The sequence below is a fragment of the Sphingomonas yabuuchiae genome, from assembly GCF_001477495.1.
Classification (GTDB): domain Bacteria; phylum Pseudomonadota; class Alphaproteobacteria; order Sphingomonadales; family Sphingomonadaceae; genus Sphingomonas; species Sphingomonas yabuuchiae_A.
On the sequence record NZ_LDTF01000015.1, the window covers coordinates 66,323 to 82,489 of the forward strand.

A 16,167-nucleotide genomic window follows, 5' to 3' on the forward strand; every position below is an offset into this window, starting at 1 on the left:
GGCGGCTGAACGAGGACCTAGACCCGATCCGGCAACAGGGTGCCGCTTGCCGACAGGACCCGCTCCCCATCGGTGATCGGCGCGAGCGCGACGGGGTGGCCGTAGAGATAGCCCTGGCCGAGCCGACAGCCGAGCTGGCGCAGACGCTCGGCCTGCCATTCGGCTTCGATCCCTTCGGCGATCACGACCTTGCCCAGGCCGATCCCCAGGCCGACGATCGCGCTGACGATCGGGAAGGTGCCGCCATCGGTTTCGTCGAGCCCGGCGACGAAGGACTGGTCGATCTTGATCCGGTCCACCGGCAGGTCGCGCAGATGGACCAGCGAGGCATAGCCGGTCCCGAAATCGTCGAGTGCGATGCACACCCCCGCATCGTGCAATAGCCGCAAGCTGGACAGGATGCTGTCGGCACCGCGGTCGAGCATCACGCCCTCGGTCACCTCGACACACAGCCGCGACGGATCGACGCCGTAATGCACCAGCCGTTCGAGCACCGTGCGCGCCGAACGCGGCCCGGCGAGCTGCGCCGAGGTGAAGTTGACGCACACCACCCCCAGCGCCTCGCCGCGATCGCGCAGCGCGATCAATGCCAGTTCTAGGACATGATCCTGGATACGCAGGCCGATCCGCTCGGCCACCAGCACATCGGCGAAGCGGTCCGGGGTCATCAATCCATGGACCGGGTGGTCCCAGCGGAGCAGCGCTTCATGCCCGCACACCGTTTCGGTCTCCAGCGAGACGATGGGTTGCAGGTATAGGATGAACTCGCCCTGATCCAGCGCCTGCTCGGCCTCCCCGGCAAAGGCGACCTGAAGCTCACGCAGGCTGCTTTGCAACGGGTCGTATCGGACATAGCGCGCGCGTCCCAGCCGCTTGGCGGTATAGAGCGCCAGATCGGCATTGTGATACAGCAGGTCGAGCGCCTCGGCATCGTCCGGATAGCGCGCCGACCCGATGCTGAGCGACATGGTCCGGCTGCGATCGCGGCCATGCCATTGCTCGCCCTGAAGGCCGGCGATGCGTTCGGCCAGGGCGGCTTCGTCGTGCAGCGAGCCGGGGCACAGGATCGCGAACTCGTCGCCGCCGATCCGCGACACCCGCACATCCGCCATCGAATGGACGACCCCGCCCAGCGCAGCGCCGACATGGCAAAGCAGCATGTCGCCGCTGGCATGGCCCATCCGGTCGTTGACGTCCTTCAGGTAATCGACGTCGATCAGGAACAGGCTGAACGGGATGGACGCCTTCATCAGGGCATTGGCCTGATGCTGAAAGGCGGCGCGGTTGCCCAGACCGGTCAGGAAGTCGGTTTGCGCGGCCAGTCGCAGCGTCTTCGTCTCGGCCATGTCGATCTCGCGCCGCTGCCGCGCCTCGTCGAGCTCGCGACGGATGCGGCGGAAACGGTCGGCGATCGCCAGCGACAGGACCAGCGCCTCGAACGCCAGCGCCAGGAAGGTCGCCATGTCCACCGCGTCGTTCTGCCGCACGAAGCCCAGATTGCGCGCCAGCCGAAGGACGAACAGCGTGATGACCGGGCTCCACCCGATCATGTAGAACCAGACGACACGGCTACCCCGCCGCGCCGCCACGACGCAGGACCAGGCGATCAGCGCCGATGTCGCGGCAATATCATAGTTGAGCAGCCGGTCGGTCAGCACCGGGGGAAACCAGGTATCGGCGGCGGCCAGCGCGCCCAACACCGCGCCCCCGATCGCCAGCCAGCGTCCCGCCCGGATCACACCGGGGGACAGCACCCCGTCCTCGATGACCGTGAAGAAGAACATGTTGCACGCCGCGACCATCAGTCCGACGAGCACGAACCAGATCCGCACGGCGACCGGCCCGACCAGCCATGGCACGAGCAATGCCGCCGTGTTGGTCCAGATCAGGCCATAGACCAGCGCGACCGCCACCCAGAGCAGATACCAGCGCTGAAAGGCGGGCCGCCGCCCGGCATGGATCACCAGATTGTAGAGAAAGGCCGACAACAGGGTCCCGGCGAACAGACCGGTCAGCACCAGCCACCCGACATCCGCACCGTTCATCCTGCTGCCCGGCCGGGCCACGACCTTGCGCATCAGCGACAGGTCGTCGATCTGCCGGAAGCCGACATAGAGCTTGCGCACGTCGCGTCCCGGTGGCCCGACCACGAATTTCAGCAGGCCGCCGGGCGTCCAATGTCCCCGCAACTGGTCATAGGACAGCACCCGACGCGTTGTCTTGCCGTCGCCCGTGACCACCAGCAGGCCGATGCGGTCGAAGCGGGTCTGGTCGATCAACAAATCCCAACCGGGGGGCAGGCTGCCCAACAGGGACGTATCCAGCCGCAGCCACAGCCAACCCGCCCCCCGCGTCGGTGCCCCCGCGCCACAGCGATAGTGTGCTTCGACGATCCCGGCATCGCTGATGCTGTCGGGCAAGGCGGCGCTGCAGACGGTCGGATACAGATCGACCGCCTTGGCCGAGGCCGTGCCCGGCGTCATCGCGGCCAGCAGCAGCAGCCATAAAAGGCCCCACGCCCTGACGTCCCAAACCCGCTTCGCGGCCTTCATGCCGACCCGTCCCCAACCCGCATTAATGTGACGGAAACAAGACGGCCAATCCCGCAGAGCGCCCCCGCTCCCGCCGCTTTCCCCATCTGCGCCCTGACCGCCTTTTTACGCTTTCGTCAATCTCCGTATTTTCAGGCCTTTGAAGTGGGGTGACTTTTTTCTGGACGATCGCTGGACCGGCCGGATCTACGGGCGGGGACATCGCTTTTCTCCTATCCGATCGCGCCCTCTCTGGCGGCAGGCACGGGCTTTGGGCATGGAGGAGGCATGACGTTGTTCCATCGGATCGCCCGGTCACTCCCCGCCTGCCTGTCGCTGCTCGTCGCGGGCTGTTCGCCGCTGGCGACCTTCGACCGTCTCGTGCCCAAGGATAGCGGCGGGCGGCGAGTGGCCGAGGCGCTGTCCTATGGTTCCGATGCACGCCAGCGGCTCGACATCTACGCCCCCCGCACCGCGGGAACCGGCGGCCGCCCGGTGGTCGTCTTCTTCTATGGCGGCAGCTGGAACAGCGGGACGCGCAGCGGCTATGCCTTTGTCGGGCGGGCGTTGGCGGCACAGGGCTTTGTCGTGGTGATCCCGGATTACCGGCTGGTCCCCGCCATCCGCTATCCCGCCTTTGTCGAAGACGGCGCGGCGGCGATGCGCTGGACGAAGGGGCATGTCGCCGAGTTCGGCGGCGATCCCGCGAAGCTGGTGCTGATGGGGCATTCGGCGGGCGCCTATATCGCCGCGATGCTGGCGGTCGACGATCGCTGGCTGGGCCGCGACAGGCAGGCGGTGCGCGGGCTGGTCGGGCTGGCCGGTCCCTATGACTTCGCGCCCTTCGACGTGGATGTCAGCCGGGCGGCCTTCGGTGCCTGGCCGCGCCCCGAGGAAACCCAGCCGGTCCACTGGGCCGGCGCGGGCGATCCCCCGGCGCTGCTGCTGGTCGGAGCCGACGACAAGACGGTCCTGCCGCGCAACAGCGAAGCGCTGGCCGCCCGGCTCCAGGCGGGCGGCGTGCCGGTGACGCTGCGCGCCTATCCCAAACTCGGCCATGTCGGGATGATCCTGTCGGTCGCCCGCCCCTTTCGTGGCCGCGCCCCGGTCGTGGCCGATGTCGCCGCCTTCGTCCGGCAGGTGACACGCTAGAGTCCGTCAGGGATCAGCCAGGTCTCCGCCACCTGCTTGCCGCGCCCGCTGCCGCCCATGCCGGGCGGGCGGGTCCAGGCGAGGTCCAACGTGCCGCGCGCCGTCGCCTCGCGCGGGATAGCGACCGTGATTTGCATCGGGTTCGCGCTACGGACGAAATGCTCCTGCAACACGATCCTACCGTTCGCCACCAGCCGCATCGGCAGGCTATAGTCCTCCCCCGCATAGGTGATCGTCAGGCGATAAACCCGGCGCGGGTCGAGCCCGTCATAATGCATCCGCAGCGGGCTATCATAGAGTGTCTCGGCATAGTCGAGTTCGCCCGGCCACCAGCCATCCGCCGGGGTCCGGTCGGCAATGCCATCGATGGCGGTGGTGAAGAATTGCGGATCGGCCTGGAAACCCGCCCCGCGCACCAGATGCGGCTCGGCATCCGGGCGCCCCAGATCGTCGTAGAGCGCGCCCTCCGCCCGGCGGCTGCGGTCGGGAATCGGCCAGCCCTTGGCCATCTGCGCCTCGATCCAGGCGCGGCCGGTCAGGTCGACATCGGCGCGGTCGAGATTGGCGCCCCGCTCGATATTCGACGCGCCATAGCGCTTCACGCTGAGTTGCAGCCGCGCCGCCTGCCACAGCCGTTCGGCCAGCGCCTTCAGCCGGTCGAGCAATGCGGCGGCCTCCGGCCCGTCGCCCGTCGCCAGGATGGCGCGCGCGCGTTCGGGATCGGCTGCGGCCAAAGCTGCCGCTCGCCTTGCACGGGCGGCTATGGTGCGACGGCGCACCAGCGCGTCATACACCGCACGATAGCGCAGCGAGTCGATCCGCCAGTCGGCAAAGGCGGCGGGCCGGACCTGATCGGCGAGGCGCAACGTGGCGTCGATCGCGGTATTGGTGGTAGGGTCGCCGACCCAATTCGCCTCCAGCGCCGCCGGAAGTGCGGCCGCCCGGTCATCGCCGATGAACATTCGCGCATAGTCCTTCGCAAAGGCGCGGGTGTCGGTCTTCGGGTCCCAGCCCAGACGAAACCAGAGGAATTGGTTGAAATCGTCGTTCATCCCCTCGGAATAGGTGATGAACCCGGCGGTCGGGGGGGCGAAATGGGCGAAGATGTGCGCATAGGCCGCAGGGCGTGGATTGATCGGCTCGCGCCCCTCGGTCAGCGCGAATTCGGGCCACCAGCGCGGCACCGGAAACTGCGCATGCATGGTGTGCGCGATGTCGGGATAGAGGATCAGCGGATAGCGCGCCGGGATCCGCGCCCGCTCGACCGACAACGGATCGCGGGTCTGCGGGCCGACGAAGACGCCGGTCAACCAGTCGGGCCGCTTGTCCAGTTCCTGGTAGAACGCCTCGAACCCCGCCGCGTCGAACCCTTGCGACGAGATATAGACGGACGCCTGGGGATGGCGTGCCCGTAGCAACGCCGCCTGTTGCGCCACGAGCGGAAACAACCGCGCGGGCGACGTATGCCCCGGATCGCCGCCGGGCACATAAAGCGCATCGACATAAGGCAGATCGGCCAGGGTCCGCCGGAACGCGGCGACCTCGGCGGCCACCGCACCGGGCTTTTCGTAATCGCCAAGCTCGGGATAATAGAGCGCGACATCCAGCCCCAGCCGGTGGGTGATGCGGGAAATCCCCGCCAGCGTTTCGCGCGGCGGTGCGGGGAAGAGCGGACCGGTCGCATCGTCGTCGGACACCGGCGCGATGATCTGCACGCCGCTGGCCCCCCAAAGCGCGAAATCCTCGATCCGCCGCTGAAACATCGGCAGGGTCCAGGCATCGTAGCTGTTGTTCTTGGGGCGATAGCCGATCTGGGTCAGGCGCGTGGCATAAGCGGGCTGCTCGTCGACCGGACTCCTCATGGTCAGCCGCGCGGTCCCGCCCGCGACGGCGAGATGGCGCAGCAGCCAGCCCGCGCCATAGACCAGTCCCCTCGTGGCTTCGGCGGTAACGACCGTCATCGGCCCCACCCGACGGATCGCAAAGCCTTCGCGACCGAGCTTCGCCGGTGCCCGCCACCGGCTCCGCAGCGCGACGGGAAGCGCCGCCGCCACCGCCCCTCGCGGTGCGATCAGCACCCTGACGTCGCCGCATCTTGCGACCCGCTCCGCGATCCGGCGGTTCAGCAGGTCCGTCGCGACCTCGCCCCCCGCTCCGGCCGTCGCGCAGGATGCCGCCAGTGCAGCGATGACGGCGTTCATGCCGCGATCCGATATATGGGAACGGGAAAGGACGGGTTGCGGGTCACGCTCGGCTCCGTGGTGTCACTTTGGTCTTATGGCGCGGTGGAACGGGGCCGCAAAGACAAAAGGCCCCGGCATCGCTGCCGGGGCCAGCGAAAGGCGGAGGGAAGCCCCGCCCTTCAGGGGATCGATCAGAAGCGTGCGGTTCCCGTCACCGAGAAGACGCGCCCGTTCTTGTAGAGCGCGGTCGGGGCCGACGGCGTGCTGCTATACTGGTAATAGGTCTCGTCCAGCAGGTTCGACGCATTGGCCGTCACGCGGAAATGGTCGTTGATGTTGTACGAGGCCGAGAAGTCGAGCTGGCGATAGGAGTCGGTGAAGTTCGACGACTGGAGACGCCCGAAGCCGTAGAAATATTTCGAGCGATAATTGTAGCTCAGCCGCGCCTGGAACGGACCGGACTCGAAATACGGCACGATATTGTAGGTGTTGCGCGACAGATAGGGCAGGCCCTGCCCGGCCACCGCCGTCTCGCCGCTGGCGAAGGTATAGTTGGACTGGATGCCGAAGCCCCAGATCAGGTTCGCCTGCCCGGTCAGCGAGAAGCCGGTGACGGTCGCCTGCCCGCCATTGACCGGCCGGTTGATCGCATATTTGTTGGTCAGCCCGGTCACGGCATTGGTCAACTGTACGCCGGTGCCGTCCGGCCCGTTGTCGACGACGTTGCCGATATAGTTCGAGATGTCGCGATAGAAGACCTCGCCCGACAGATAGCTGGCGGGGGCGAAATACCATTCCGCCGACAGACCGAAATTGGTCGCGGCATAGGGCTTCAGGTCGGGATTGCCGCCGCCGCCGGTCTTCTGCGTGTCATCGAGCGACAGCGAACCGGCCAGATCGCTATAGCGCGGCCGGGCGATGACCTTGGCCGCCGCGCCGCGCAGCACGACGCTGGGACCGGCGTCATAGGCGATGTTGAACGCGGGCAGGAAACGGTCGTCGGTGCGCGGCGCGGTGACCAGCGTCGTCTGGCCCGACGAGGACAGATAATAGGTCGATATGTCGCGGGTGCGTACGAAGCGGCCGCCGATATTGCCGCGGAACTTGCCCGCCTGGTAATCGACCTGGACATAGGCCGTGCCGATCCGCTCCTGCACCTGGAAGAACGAGCCGGTGTCGAGCGGCCGGGTGATGTTCAGCGTGCCCGGCGCGTTCAGCGCCTTGATCGCATTTTCCTGGGTCAGCGTCGCATAGGGCGTCGCATTGCCGGTGGTCGACAGGCCGTCATAGACGCTGCCGTTCAGGACATAGGAGCCCAGATCGGCGAGCGTGAAGAAGTTGTTGGTGAAGGTCGCGCCGCCGAAGGTGGTCTGGCGATTGTCATGGATATTGGCGCGGACGCCGAAGCGCACGGTCTTCAGGATATTGCTGTCGAGCTCGCGGGCGAAGTCGATCTGGCCGAACTTCTCCTGGTCGACCGTATTCTCGGCGCGGGTGATGCCGCCGATCTGTGCGCCGAAAAAGCCCTGGCCATTGGTCGCGGCCAGCACGGCGGGTTCGGTCCGCAACTTGGATTCGGCGGGCGAGGTGCTGATCCACTGGGTGCCATCGCTGGCGGGATTGTCCCAGTTCAGCATGGTGTTGCGGCCGTTCGCACCGACGGTGAAGCCTTGGCGGGTACGGAAGTTCAGCAGATATTCCGGGTCCTTGCCGCCGGTCGCGCGGGTGAAGCCGCCATTGCCGGTGATCTTCCACCCGTCGACGTCCCAGTCGAACAACATGCTGTAGCTGTCATTCTTGATCCGGGTGCGGCGGAAATTGGTGTCGAGCTCGCCCATCCAGGTCTTGCTGGTGCTGGGCTGCGCGGCGAAGGTCGCCGAGGTGATCAGGCCGTTGCTGATCGTCGCGGCGGTCAGCTGCGACCCGCGCACGTTGTAGCTATATTCGGAATTGCTGAAATTGTCGTAATTGCCGCGGATCACGATGGCGTTGGCGGTCAGCGTGAAATTGTCGGTCGGCTTAAACTGCATCGTGCCGGTGAAGCCCAGCCGCTGGCGCGTCTGCTGGAAATATTCATGCGCCAGGAAGGCGGGAAGACGGGCGGTCTTCAGGTCGTTGATCGTGCCGCCGGTGATCGTCGCATTGGGGTTCTGCAACACGGTCTGTCCGGCGGCGTTGGTCGTGGTGAACTGGCTGCCGGTCAGATAGCCGTAGACGGCGACACCGGCGCGCGCGAGATTCTCCTTGTCGTAATTGACCGAGCCCAGCACCGCGAACGTGTCGCTCTCGTTATGCCAGCTATACAGTGCCGAGCCACGGAAATTGCCCCGATTCGAACGATCGTTATATTCGTAACCGGCGGTCGCGGTCAGCGTGCCGGGCTTCAGGTCCAGCGGCTTGCGCGTGACGATATCGACGGTGCCGCCGATCGCGCCTTCCTGTAGCCGCGCCTCGGGCGTCTTGTAGACGACCGCCTGGCTGATGATCTCGGGCGACAGCAGCGAATAGTTGAAGGTACGGCTCGACCGGTCGCCGGGATTGCCGCCCCAATCGGCCGAGGCGATGGAGTGGCCGTCGATCAGCACGCGGTTCAGCGCGGGCTCGACACCCGCGATCGACACCTGCTCGCCCTCGCCGAACTGGTGGTCGACCGTCACGCCCGGAAGGTGCGACAACGACTCTGCGACATTGGTGTCGGGGAATTTGCCGACATCCTCGGCGCTGATGACGTCGACGATCGCGTTGGTCGATCGCTTGGTATCGATCGCGTCCTGAAGGCTCTTGCGAATGCCGCGTACGACGATGTCGTTTTCCTGGCCGACGGCGCTGATGTCCTGCGACGGGGCGGTCGTGCCGGTCGCGGTGGTCGTCGTCGACTGGGCCTGGGCGGTGCCGGTCAGCCCGGCCAGAATCGTGGTCGCCAGAATGCAATTGCGCAAGCGCATGATGGTAATCCCCCCTTTGCCGGTCCCCGCCCCCATTGGTGGGACCGAACTTCGCGCCGACCCGGCAGGCGAAGCAGTGAGGGCGCCGACCCTCCCGACGGTCGGCAACGCCTACACTTGGGTTATAGAGATACCAATTAATACCAAATAAGCCACCAAAAAGTTTCTATATTGTTTCCGGATTGTAATAGGACCTAATTGATTGCGCAGAAACGAGATTTGGTTTCATGGCGTTCGGCATGCCGGTCACAGGAGCGGATACCGGTGCCAGAGTGGTACACCCGGTGGCGCACCCCGATATTCCCGCGCGAATCGAACGGACTAACGCCACCCGGCCCTACTCACGTCGCAGCGCCCAGGCGGACGTGGCGCGGCTGGCCCGCAACGACTGGCCCAACACGGTCAGTACCGCGATGACGATCGCGAGCAGGCTGGCCCCGACAAAGTAGAGCGGCGACAGCGCCACCCGGTCGTCGAACCCCGCCAGCCAGGTCCGCATCGCCACGAATGCCAGCGGCCATGCGATCAGATTGGCGATCAGCACCGGGCGGAGAAACTGCCCGACCAGCAGCCGGACGATATCCGTCGACGACGCCCCCAGGGCCTTGCGGATGCCGATTTCCTGCACCCGCCGGGCGGTGTTGAACGAGGCAAGCCCCCAGAGCCCGACACAGCCGATCAGCACGGCCAGTCCGGCACCGATGCCGAACAGCCGTGCGGCGTGGTCGTCGGGCGCATAGAATCGGTCGAGCCGTTCGTCCGCCATCCCGGCCTCCAGCGGCACCTGCGGCGCCAGACGGGCCCAGACCCGACGCACCTGACGCAACATGTCGGACGACATACCGACGAAGCGGATCGCGCCGATGCCCGCGACGTCCCGCCTATATTGATAAAAGGTCACGGACTCGGGCGTGCGCGGCGAGGCGAAGCGGAGATGGTCGATCACCCCGATGATCGTGCGCGGGTTGATCCGCCCCACCGTCTTGCCGATCGCCTCCTGGGGATCGCGAAAGCCGAGCGCGGCCAGGGCCTTGCGGTTGATGATGACGTTCCGGCCGTCCTTCCATCGGGTCCAGTCGCTCGCATCGTCGGCGCGGTGAGCATCGTCGAAGAATCGGCCCGCCAGCAGGGTCGGTGCATAGGCGTCAAAAAAGTCCGGCCCGACAACGACATTGCTGATCGTCAGTCCGGGACGCCCCGGCATCTCGATCACGTCCAACTGCTCGCCACTGGTCCCGGGGGCGGAGGAACTGGTGCCCACGGCCTGCACGCCGGGTATACGGCGCAGCGCCGCAACGATGGGGCGCGCCTGATCGGGAAACATCCGCCTGTCGCCCAGCGAGGACACGATCATCAGCCCCTCCCGCCGGAACCCCAGGTCGGACCGGCGGACGTGAATCGTCTGCGCGACCAGCACGACGGTGCCGATCATGAAGGCGGTCGCCAGCCCGAACTGGACGATCACCAGCATCTCACGCCGCCGCGCGCCAGCCCGTCCACCGCCCGGCGCGCGGGCGGAGGCCAGCACCTCGGACGTCGGAAAGCGGGACAGGGCCACCGCCGGATAGAAACCCGCCAGCACCCCGATCCCCAGCGCCAGCACGAGCAGCACCGGCAGGGCCAGCGCATAAGGGAAGCTCAGCGACAGCCCTCCGGCCGCGTTGACCATGGGCAGGCCGACCTCCGCCAGGATCATACCCAACAACGTCGCCACCGCCGCCATGGCGATCGCCTCGGCCAGGAACTGCCGGATCAGCATGGCCCGGTCCGCGCCCAGCACCTTGCGCATGGCGACTTCTCGCGCGCGAAGTCCGCCTTGCGCCGTCGCCAGGTTCACATAGTTGATGACGGCGATCAGCAGCGTCAGTACACCGACCATTCCCAGGGTCATCACGGTCAGCCTGCGCCCGCCCATCTCCGCTCCTGCCGGTGGCTGGAGATGAAACTGGGTTATGGGCAAGAGCGGCAGCGAGATGACCTTGTTCGGCTCCGGCCCCAGATCCTGCCCTGCATGACGCCGGACAAAGGCGGGCATCCTTGCCGCAAAGGCGCGGGCGGCGGCGGAGTCGGGAAAGCGCAGGAAGGTCGCGCCATCGACCATGCCCCATTTGTACCAGGCCCATTGGGCAGGCGGCGGCTTGCGCGGCATCGGGATCAGGATCGAAATCTCGAGATCGGTGGCTTTCGGCAAATCCTCGAATATCCCCGCCACGCGGTATGTTTCGGGTGTTTCGACCGCGATGGTCAGTGTCTGGCCCAAAGGATCGGCCTCACCGAACAGACGGCGCGCTTCGCTGCGGCTCAGCAAGGCGGCCGACGGATCGGCGAGCGCCTGCCGCCCGTCACCGCGAACCATGGGCAGGTCGAACACGTCGAAAAAGGACGGATCGACCTGTGCGACGTCCGCCATGATGGCGTCGCCCCGCCGCACGACGCTGCCCCCCTTCCTGCCGCCCCGGATGCGCGTACCGACCAGTTCGGGAAAATCCTGTCGCATCTGTTCGAACAGTCCCGCCATCGTCTGGGGATAGGCGCCGTTGAACGGACTGCCCGGCAGATGCAGTTCGGTTCGCACCATGTAGATGTCATCGTGATGCGGCAGCCAGTGCTCGAAACTCGTCTCGAACCGCACGTAGAGCGACAGCACGAAAAACACCGCGATCCCCAATGCCAGCCCGCCGATATTGAGAGCGGCGTACAGCTTGTGGCGGGTCAGCGAGCGGTAGAGCGAAAGAAGGGCAAAGCTGTTCACGCGAAACGTCCCCCTATCTGATCGCGCGTCGCATCATGGCTAGGGTCTGGTGGCCCGGCCTGTCTATGCGGCACTTGCGCGGATCGGTTGTTCGGTCATCATGGTCGCACTGTCCCTGTCCAGCGCCGGAAACGCCAAGCCGTTATGAAACCAGACTTATCTTCTGCGGCACGTTCGGACGGCGGGACAGATGCGGACATTCTGTCCGCCCATGGACACGCCGCATCGCTGTCAAGCGGATGGGATATCCTGCTGGTCGAGGACGATCCGGTCGTGGCGCGGTCGACCGAAATCCTGTTTCGATTGTCGGGCCACCGGCTCGACATCGCAGGCGATCCGGGTAGCGCTTATTCGCGACTGGCGCGGCGGCGTTACGATGCGATCCTGCTCGACATGAACTTTACCGCCGGGCGAACGAACGGCGAGGAAGGGCTGGATTGCATCACGCGGATCATGGCGGACGATCCGGGCGCTCGGATCATCGTCATCACCGCGCATAGCGGCATCCGCATTGCCGTCGCGGCGATGCAGGCGGGAGCGCGCGACTTCGTGATGAAGCCGTGGCGCAAGGACGACCTGCTCACCAAATGCGCCGCCATCATCGCCGACCGCGCGACAGCCGGAAACCCGCCGCCCCGACCCGCCGGTGGCTTTATGTTGCTGGGCGACTCACCCGCCATCGCCGAGGTGCGAACGATCGTCCAGCGGGTCGGCCCGACCGTGGCCAATATTGCCGTGACCGGCCGCCCCGGATCGGGGCGGACGCTGACCGCGATGGCAGTCCATGCCACCTCGCCGGATGCGGGCGAACCGCCGATCCGCATCGACCTCCGCGATGCCGAACAATGGTCCCTGCTGGCCCAGCCGCGCGGGACGGTGCTTCTGCGCCATGCCGACCGGCTGGATCTGGTGGCGCAGGCGCGGTTACTCGACCGGTTGCCGCCGGATCTGCGCTGCCTGAGCATTGCCGACAGCCTTGCGCCGCTGTCCCCGGCGCTGCGCCGCCGCCTCTCCACGCTGGAGATCGCGGTGCCGCCGCTCGGCATACGTCAGGGCGATGCGGTGATCCTCGCGCGCCACTTCGCCCAGATGGCGGGGGAGACCTATGGCGGCCGCCAGGTAAGGCTGTCCCCCGCCGCCGAAGCGATCATCGCCGCGACCGACTGGCCGGACGAGGTGCGCGGACTGTCAGCGGCGATCGAGCGGGCGGTGCTGCTGTCCGATGACGGCGTGATCGATGCCGCTGCGATCTTGCCAGCGCCGCACGGCGCGACGACAGGAGAGACGGGCGCACCGACCTTCCGGCTCGACGACGCGGAAAAGCTGATGATCGAGGCCGCGTTGAAGGAGCATCGCCACAACATCTCCCGCGCGGCCGCCGCATTGGGGCTGAGCCGGGGTACGCTGTACCGGCGCATGGCGCAGCATGGGCTCTAGGCTGGCGCTGGCGATCCTGGGTGCGGCGGCGGCCCTGGCCTGGACGCATGGGCTATGGCTGGCTTTGATCGGCGCGGTGCTGGCGGTCGCGGGGTTGCTACTCGCCGGTCGGCCGCCGGCCCGGTCCCCGGTTGCAGCGGTGGCGGCGGCGGAAGGCCCCGAAACGACCAGTCATAGATTGTTGCTCGACGCCTCCCCTACCCCATTGCTGCTGGTCGACGGCTCGGTGGTGCACGCGCTCAACCGGGCAGCGCGGCAGTTGTTCGCGACCGACGACCGTGTCCTCCCCGCCCCGCCGCTGGTGACCGACCGTCAGGCGACGCATCTGCGCCATGCCGGGCGAAGCTGGCGCGCCGACCGCGTCGATGTCGCCGACCGCTCCGTCGTCGCGCTGATCGATGTGGATAGCGAGGAACGCGTCGCCGAGGCGCGGGCCAGTGCCGAGATGATCCAGGTGCTGGGGCATGAGATGCTCAACGGCCTCGCCCCCATCGTCTCGCTCGCCGAATGCGGGCTGGCGGCGGCCGAGGCGCGCGACAGCGATCCTGCGCTGCTGCCCGAAATCCTGACCACCCTCGCCCGCCGGGCCGAGGGATTGCACCGCTTTACCGAGGCCTATCGATCGCTGGGCCGTTTGCCCCCGCCGATGCGGCGGGACGTCGCCATGGCGGGAATGATCGACGATCTGGCGCGACTGTTCGCAGGTCGCTGGCCGCGCACGACGCTGAACGTCACGCTGTCCCCCGGCCTGATCGGCGCGGTCGATCGCGATCAGTTGAGCCAGGCGCTCTGGGCGCTGTTGCAGAACGCCGCCGAGGCGGCGGGCGACACGGGCCATGTCGCCCTGTCCGTCACGGCAGCGGACGGGCAGTGGATGATAGATATCAGCGACAGCGGCCCCGGCGTTCCGGTCGACCGGACTGCGGCGATCTTCCGCCCGTTCGACACAACCAAGCCGACCGGAACCGGCATCGGCCTCAGCCTCGCCCGGCGGATTGCGCAGGGGCATGGCGGTACGCTCGACCTGCTGCCGATCGTCCCCACGACCTTCCGTATGCGCCTGCCTTCAAGCCCCCTCTAGGCCGGATCGACATTCATCGTAGCCAGATCATGGCAGCGGCGAGATGGACGAAGCCGGTGAAGTGGATGATGCGGCGGTCGTAGCGAGTAGCGAAGCGTCGGAAATGTTTGAAGCATCTCTCGATTTGGTTGCGATGCTTGTAGATGAGGGCATCGTGCGGGATGGCGACCTTGCGGTTGCGCTTGGACGGGATCACCGCCTCGGCGTCCATAGCAGCGATCTGACTACGCAAGTCATTGCCGTCATACGCCTTGTCGGCGAGCACAGCTTTGCCGCGCTGGCCTTCGAGCAGGGCGGGTGCCGAGGCGATGTCGCTGGCTTGGCCGGGCGTGATGCGAAACCGCAAAGGTCGGCCGAACGTGTCGGCGAGCATGTGAACCTTGGTCGTCAGTCCGCCTCGGGAACGCCCCAGCGCCTGATCCTTGCCCCCCCTTTTCCGGTCGCCGCCTGATGGTGAGCGCGAACGATGGTGCTGTCGATCATCAGATACTGATTGTCGCGATCCACCGTCAGCGCCTCGAACACCCGCTCCCAGACGCCAGCGTGGCACCAGCGGCTGAAACGCCGATGCACCGTCTTCCACTTGCCGTAGCGTTCCGGCAGATCGCACCAACGGGCGCCAGAGCGCAGCACCCACAAACATCCATTCACAAACAGCCGGTTATCCGAACCCCTTCGGCCAGGATCAGCCGTCTTGCCCGGAACCAGCAAGGCAATCCGGGACCATTGCGCCTCGCTCAACTCGTACCGCCTGATCCCCATTATCCGCTCCGCGCCACAACACGAATGCTTATGAATCACCGTTCAGCGCGTTTGGGAATCCTGAATGTCGATCCGACCTAGTCCGGCTTCTGCCCGAAGCCCCGGAAGAACGGTTCCCCCGCACCCGCGGGGATGGTCCCGCTCGGCAAGCTCTGCACCCTTCACCTTACGGGGTTCCCCCGCACCCGCGGGGATGGTCCCGGCCTTCGCGATGGCGGGCAGGACGATGCGCTGGTTCCCCCGCACCCGCGGGGATGGTCCGAGCGAGGCCGACGTGGCCGACCTCGACCGGGCGGTTCCCCCGCACCCGCGGGGATGGTCCGTCGACCTGGTACTCGACGGGCAGAGCTTCGTAGGTTCCCCCGCACCCGCGGGGATGGTCCCCCCCGCGCGTCGGTCGGGTCGAAAGCGGCCCCGGTTCCCCCGCACTTGCGGGGACGGTCCCGTCACGGCCTGCCGGGGTGGCGGTGCAATGGAGGTTCCCCCGCACTCGCGGGGATGCCCCCCCCCACATAGTTCGCAGGCCAAAGATTAACCGCCTCGTAGTTGGTGGCCCACGTCCCCCACACGCTCAACATGCATTATGAAGTGCGATCGACTTTCCCCCACGGCCTCGGCCCATGCCTTTTACAGCACTCGACGGGAATGCGGGCCGGACGCGCAGCGCTCGTGGCCTGTCGAAGGGTGTATGCTGAACGTCGGCGACCATGTCGGGCACCCTTGGACAGCCTACGTCGTCATCGACATGCTTTGGCGTGCGCCTACAGCCTCCGATGGCAGATTTCTCTGCGGTTTGCCCGTGCGGGTGAAACGTGAAGCCTTCGCGCCGCCGTGATAGAATGGAGCGGGCAAGAGTGGCAATCCGTCAGGAAGCGGGAATTGGCCGTCCTTGATTTCAAGAACGGAAGGACCGCCGAAGCATCCTCCTTCCCGTCCTACATTATCAACGACCAAGCGTTCCGGGGGAATCGATCGCGGCTCGCGCTTTAAATGACTTCGCAGCCAGCCTGTCCAAGGCTTTCCGACGGGCGGCGGGATCGAGGCGGGATACCTCGCGGCGCTCCCGCTCCGACAAGGTGCGGGCCTGCCAGCCCTGGGTCGCCATGCACGCCTCGATCGTATCCCCGGGCGCGCGGGCTGGCGTTCCATTGTCGAGCAGCGCCGCCCCGTCCGGGCGCTCCCCAGCCGCCGCCGGGCCGGTGGTGATGATGCGGCATTGCCGGAGCTCGGCATCCGCCTGCGCCGCCGTCGCACCCGGACGCTGATAGACCACCAGCGGCACCGGATCGGCCATTGCCAGCAGGGCCGCCATCACCACCATGAC

9 protein-coding genes and 1 CRISPR repeat array are annotated in these 16,167 nt (G+C 66.7%); of the genes, 3 read left to right on the forward strand and 6 right to left on the reverse strand.

Annotation, left to right across the window (positions count from 1 at the left end):
• Positions 1-17: 17 nt before the first annotated feature.
• The gene (locus tag NS355_RS04735; protein WP_084787520.1) at positions 18-2,552 is read right to left on the reverse strand and encodes a putative bifunctional diguanylate cyclase/phosphodiesterase; all 2,535 of its coding nucleotides are present in this window, start codon (positions 2,550-2,552) and stop codon (positions 18-20) included.
• A 267-nt stretch (positions 2,553-2,819) separates the two neighbouring features.
• On the opposite strand from NS355_RS04735, the gene NS355_RS04740 reads away from it, so the two are divergent.
• Complete coding sequence (locus NS355_RS04740; protein ID WP_058744638.1) at positions 2,820-3,683, forward strand: alpha/beta hydrolase; 864 nt, start codon at positions 2,820-2,822, stop codon at positions 3,681-3,683.
• On the opposite strand, the gene NS355_RS04745 is transcribed toward NS355_RS04740, so the two are convergent.
• The 3 genes from NS355_RS04745 to NS355_RS04755 all read right to left on the reverse strand — a co-directional run bounded on the left by NS355_RS04745 (position 3,680) and on the right by NS355_RS04755 (position 11,563).
• Positions 3,680-5,884 carry a hypothetical protein gene (locus tag NS355_RS04745; protein WP_058744639.1) on the reverse strand — a complete coding sequence of 735 codons (2,205 nt, stop codon included), beginning with the start codon at positions 5,882-5,884 and terminating at the stop codon, positions 3,680-3,682. The two genes, NS355_RS04740 and NS355_RS04745, sit on opposite strands and share 4 nt — an antisense overlap.
• Before the next feature lie 173 nt (positions 5,885-6,057).
• The gene (locus NS355_RS04750; RefSeq protein WP_058744640.1) at positions 6,058-8,811 is read right to left on the reverse strand and encodes a TonB-dependent receptor; all 2,754 of its coding nucleotides are present in this window, start codon (positions 8,809-8,811) and stop codon (positions 6,058-6,060) included.
• 337 nt (positions 8,812-9,148) lie between these two features.
• Positions 9,149-11,563, reverse strand: a complete 2,415-nt coding sequence (locus NS355_RS04755) for an ABC transporter permease (RefSeq protein ID WP_058744641.1) — start codon at positions 11,561-11,563, stop codon at positions 9,149-9,151.
• 144 nt (positions 11,564-11,707) lie between these two features.
• Here NS355_RS04755 and NS355_RS04760 point away from each other — a divergent pair, with 144 nt between their 5' ends.
• Together NS355_RS04760 and NS355_RS04765 are read left to right on the forward strand one after the other, a co-directional pair.
• Positions 11,708-13,000 carry a sigma-54-dependent transcriptional regulator gene (locus NS355_RS04760; RefSeq protein ID WP_209445021.1) on the forward strand — a complete coding sequence of 431 codons (1,293 nt, stop codon included), beginning with the start codon at positions 11,708-11,710 and terminating at the stop codon, positions 12,998-13,000.
• Positions 12,990-14,081: a sensor histidine kinase gene (locus tag NS355_RS04765; RefSeq protein ID WP_058744642.1), complete on the forward strand. Its 1,092-nt coding sequence runs from the start codon at positions 12,990-12,992 to the stop codon at positions 14,079-14,081. Before NS355_RS04760 ends, NS355_RS04765 begins: the two co-directional genes overlap by 11 nt.
• Positions 14,082-14,094: 13 nt before the next feature.
• On the opposite strand, the gene NS355_RS18125 is transcribed toward NS355_RS04765, so the two are convergent.
• Together NS355_RS18125 and NS355_RS04780 are read right to left on the reverse strand one after the other, a co-directional pair.
• A protein-coding gene (locus NS355_RS18125) for an IS5 family transposase (protein ID WP_430726995.1) occupies positions 14,095-14,837 on the reverse strand; the annotation gives its coding sequence in 2 pieces (ribosomal slippage) (positions 14,095-14,522 and positions 14,522-14,837; 744 coding nt in all).
• Positions 14,838-14,954: 117 nt separating this feature from the next.
• Positions 14,955-15,348: a CRISPR direct-repeat array (repeat unit 28 nt; unit sequence GGTTCCCCCGCACCCGCGGGGATGGTCC).
• 438 nt (positions 15,349-15,786) lie between these two features.
• Complete coding sequence (locus tag NS355_RS04780; RefSeq protein ID WP_058744645.1) at positions 15,787-16,164, reverse strand: hypothetical protein; 378 nt, start codon at positions 16,162-16,164, stop codon at positions 15,787-15,789.
• Between the last annotated feature and the right edge of the window lie 3 nt (positions 16,165-16,167).

Bases quoted from the DNA above. Each gene is read 5' to 3' on its own strand.
- NS355_RS04735 (WP_084787520.1), bottom strand. From the start codon at position 2,552: ATGAAGGCCGCGAAGCGGGTTTGGGACGTCAGGGCGTGGGGCCTTTTA.
- NS355_RS04740 (WP_058744638.1), top strand. From the start codon at position 2,820: ATGACGTTGTTCCATCGGATCGCCCGGTCACTCCCCGCCTGCCTGTCG.
- NS355_RS04780 (WP_058744645.1), bottom strand. From the start codon at position 16,164: ATGGTGGTGATGGCGGCCCTGCTGGCAATGGCCGATCCGGTGCCGCTG.
- NS355_RS04760 (WP_209445021.1), top strand. From the start codon at position 11,708: ATGAAACCAGACTTATCTTCTGCGGCACGTTCGGACGGCGGGACAGAT.
- NS355_RS04750 (WP_058744640.1), bottom strand. From the start codon at position 8,811: ATGCGCTTGCGCAATTGCATTCTGGCGACCACGATTCTGGCCGGGCTG.
- NS355_RS04765 (WP_058744642.1), top strand. From the start codon at position 12,990: ATGGGCTCTAGGCTGGCGCTGGCGATCCTGGGTGCGGCGGCGGCCCTG.
- NS355_RS04745 (WP_058744639.1), bottom strand. From the start codon at position 5,884: ATGAACGCCGTCATCGCTGCACTGGCGGCATCCTGCGCGACGGCCGGA.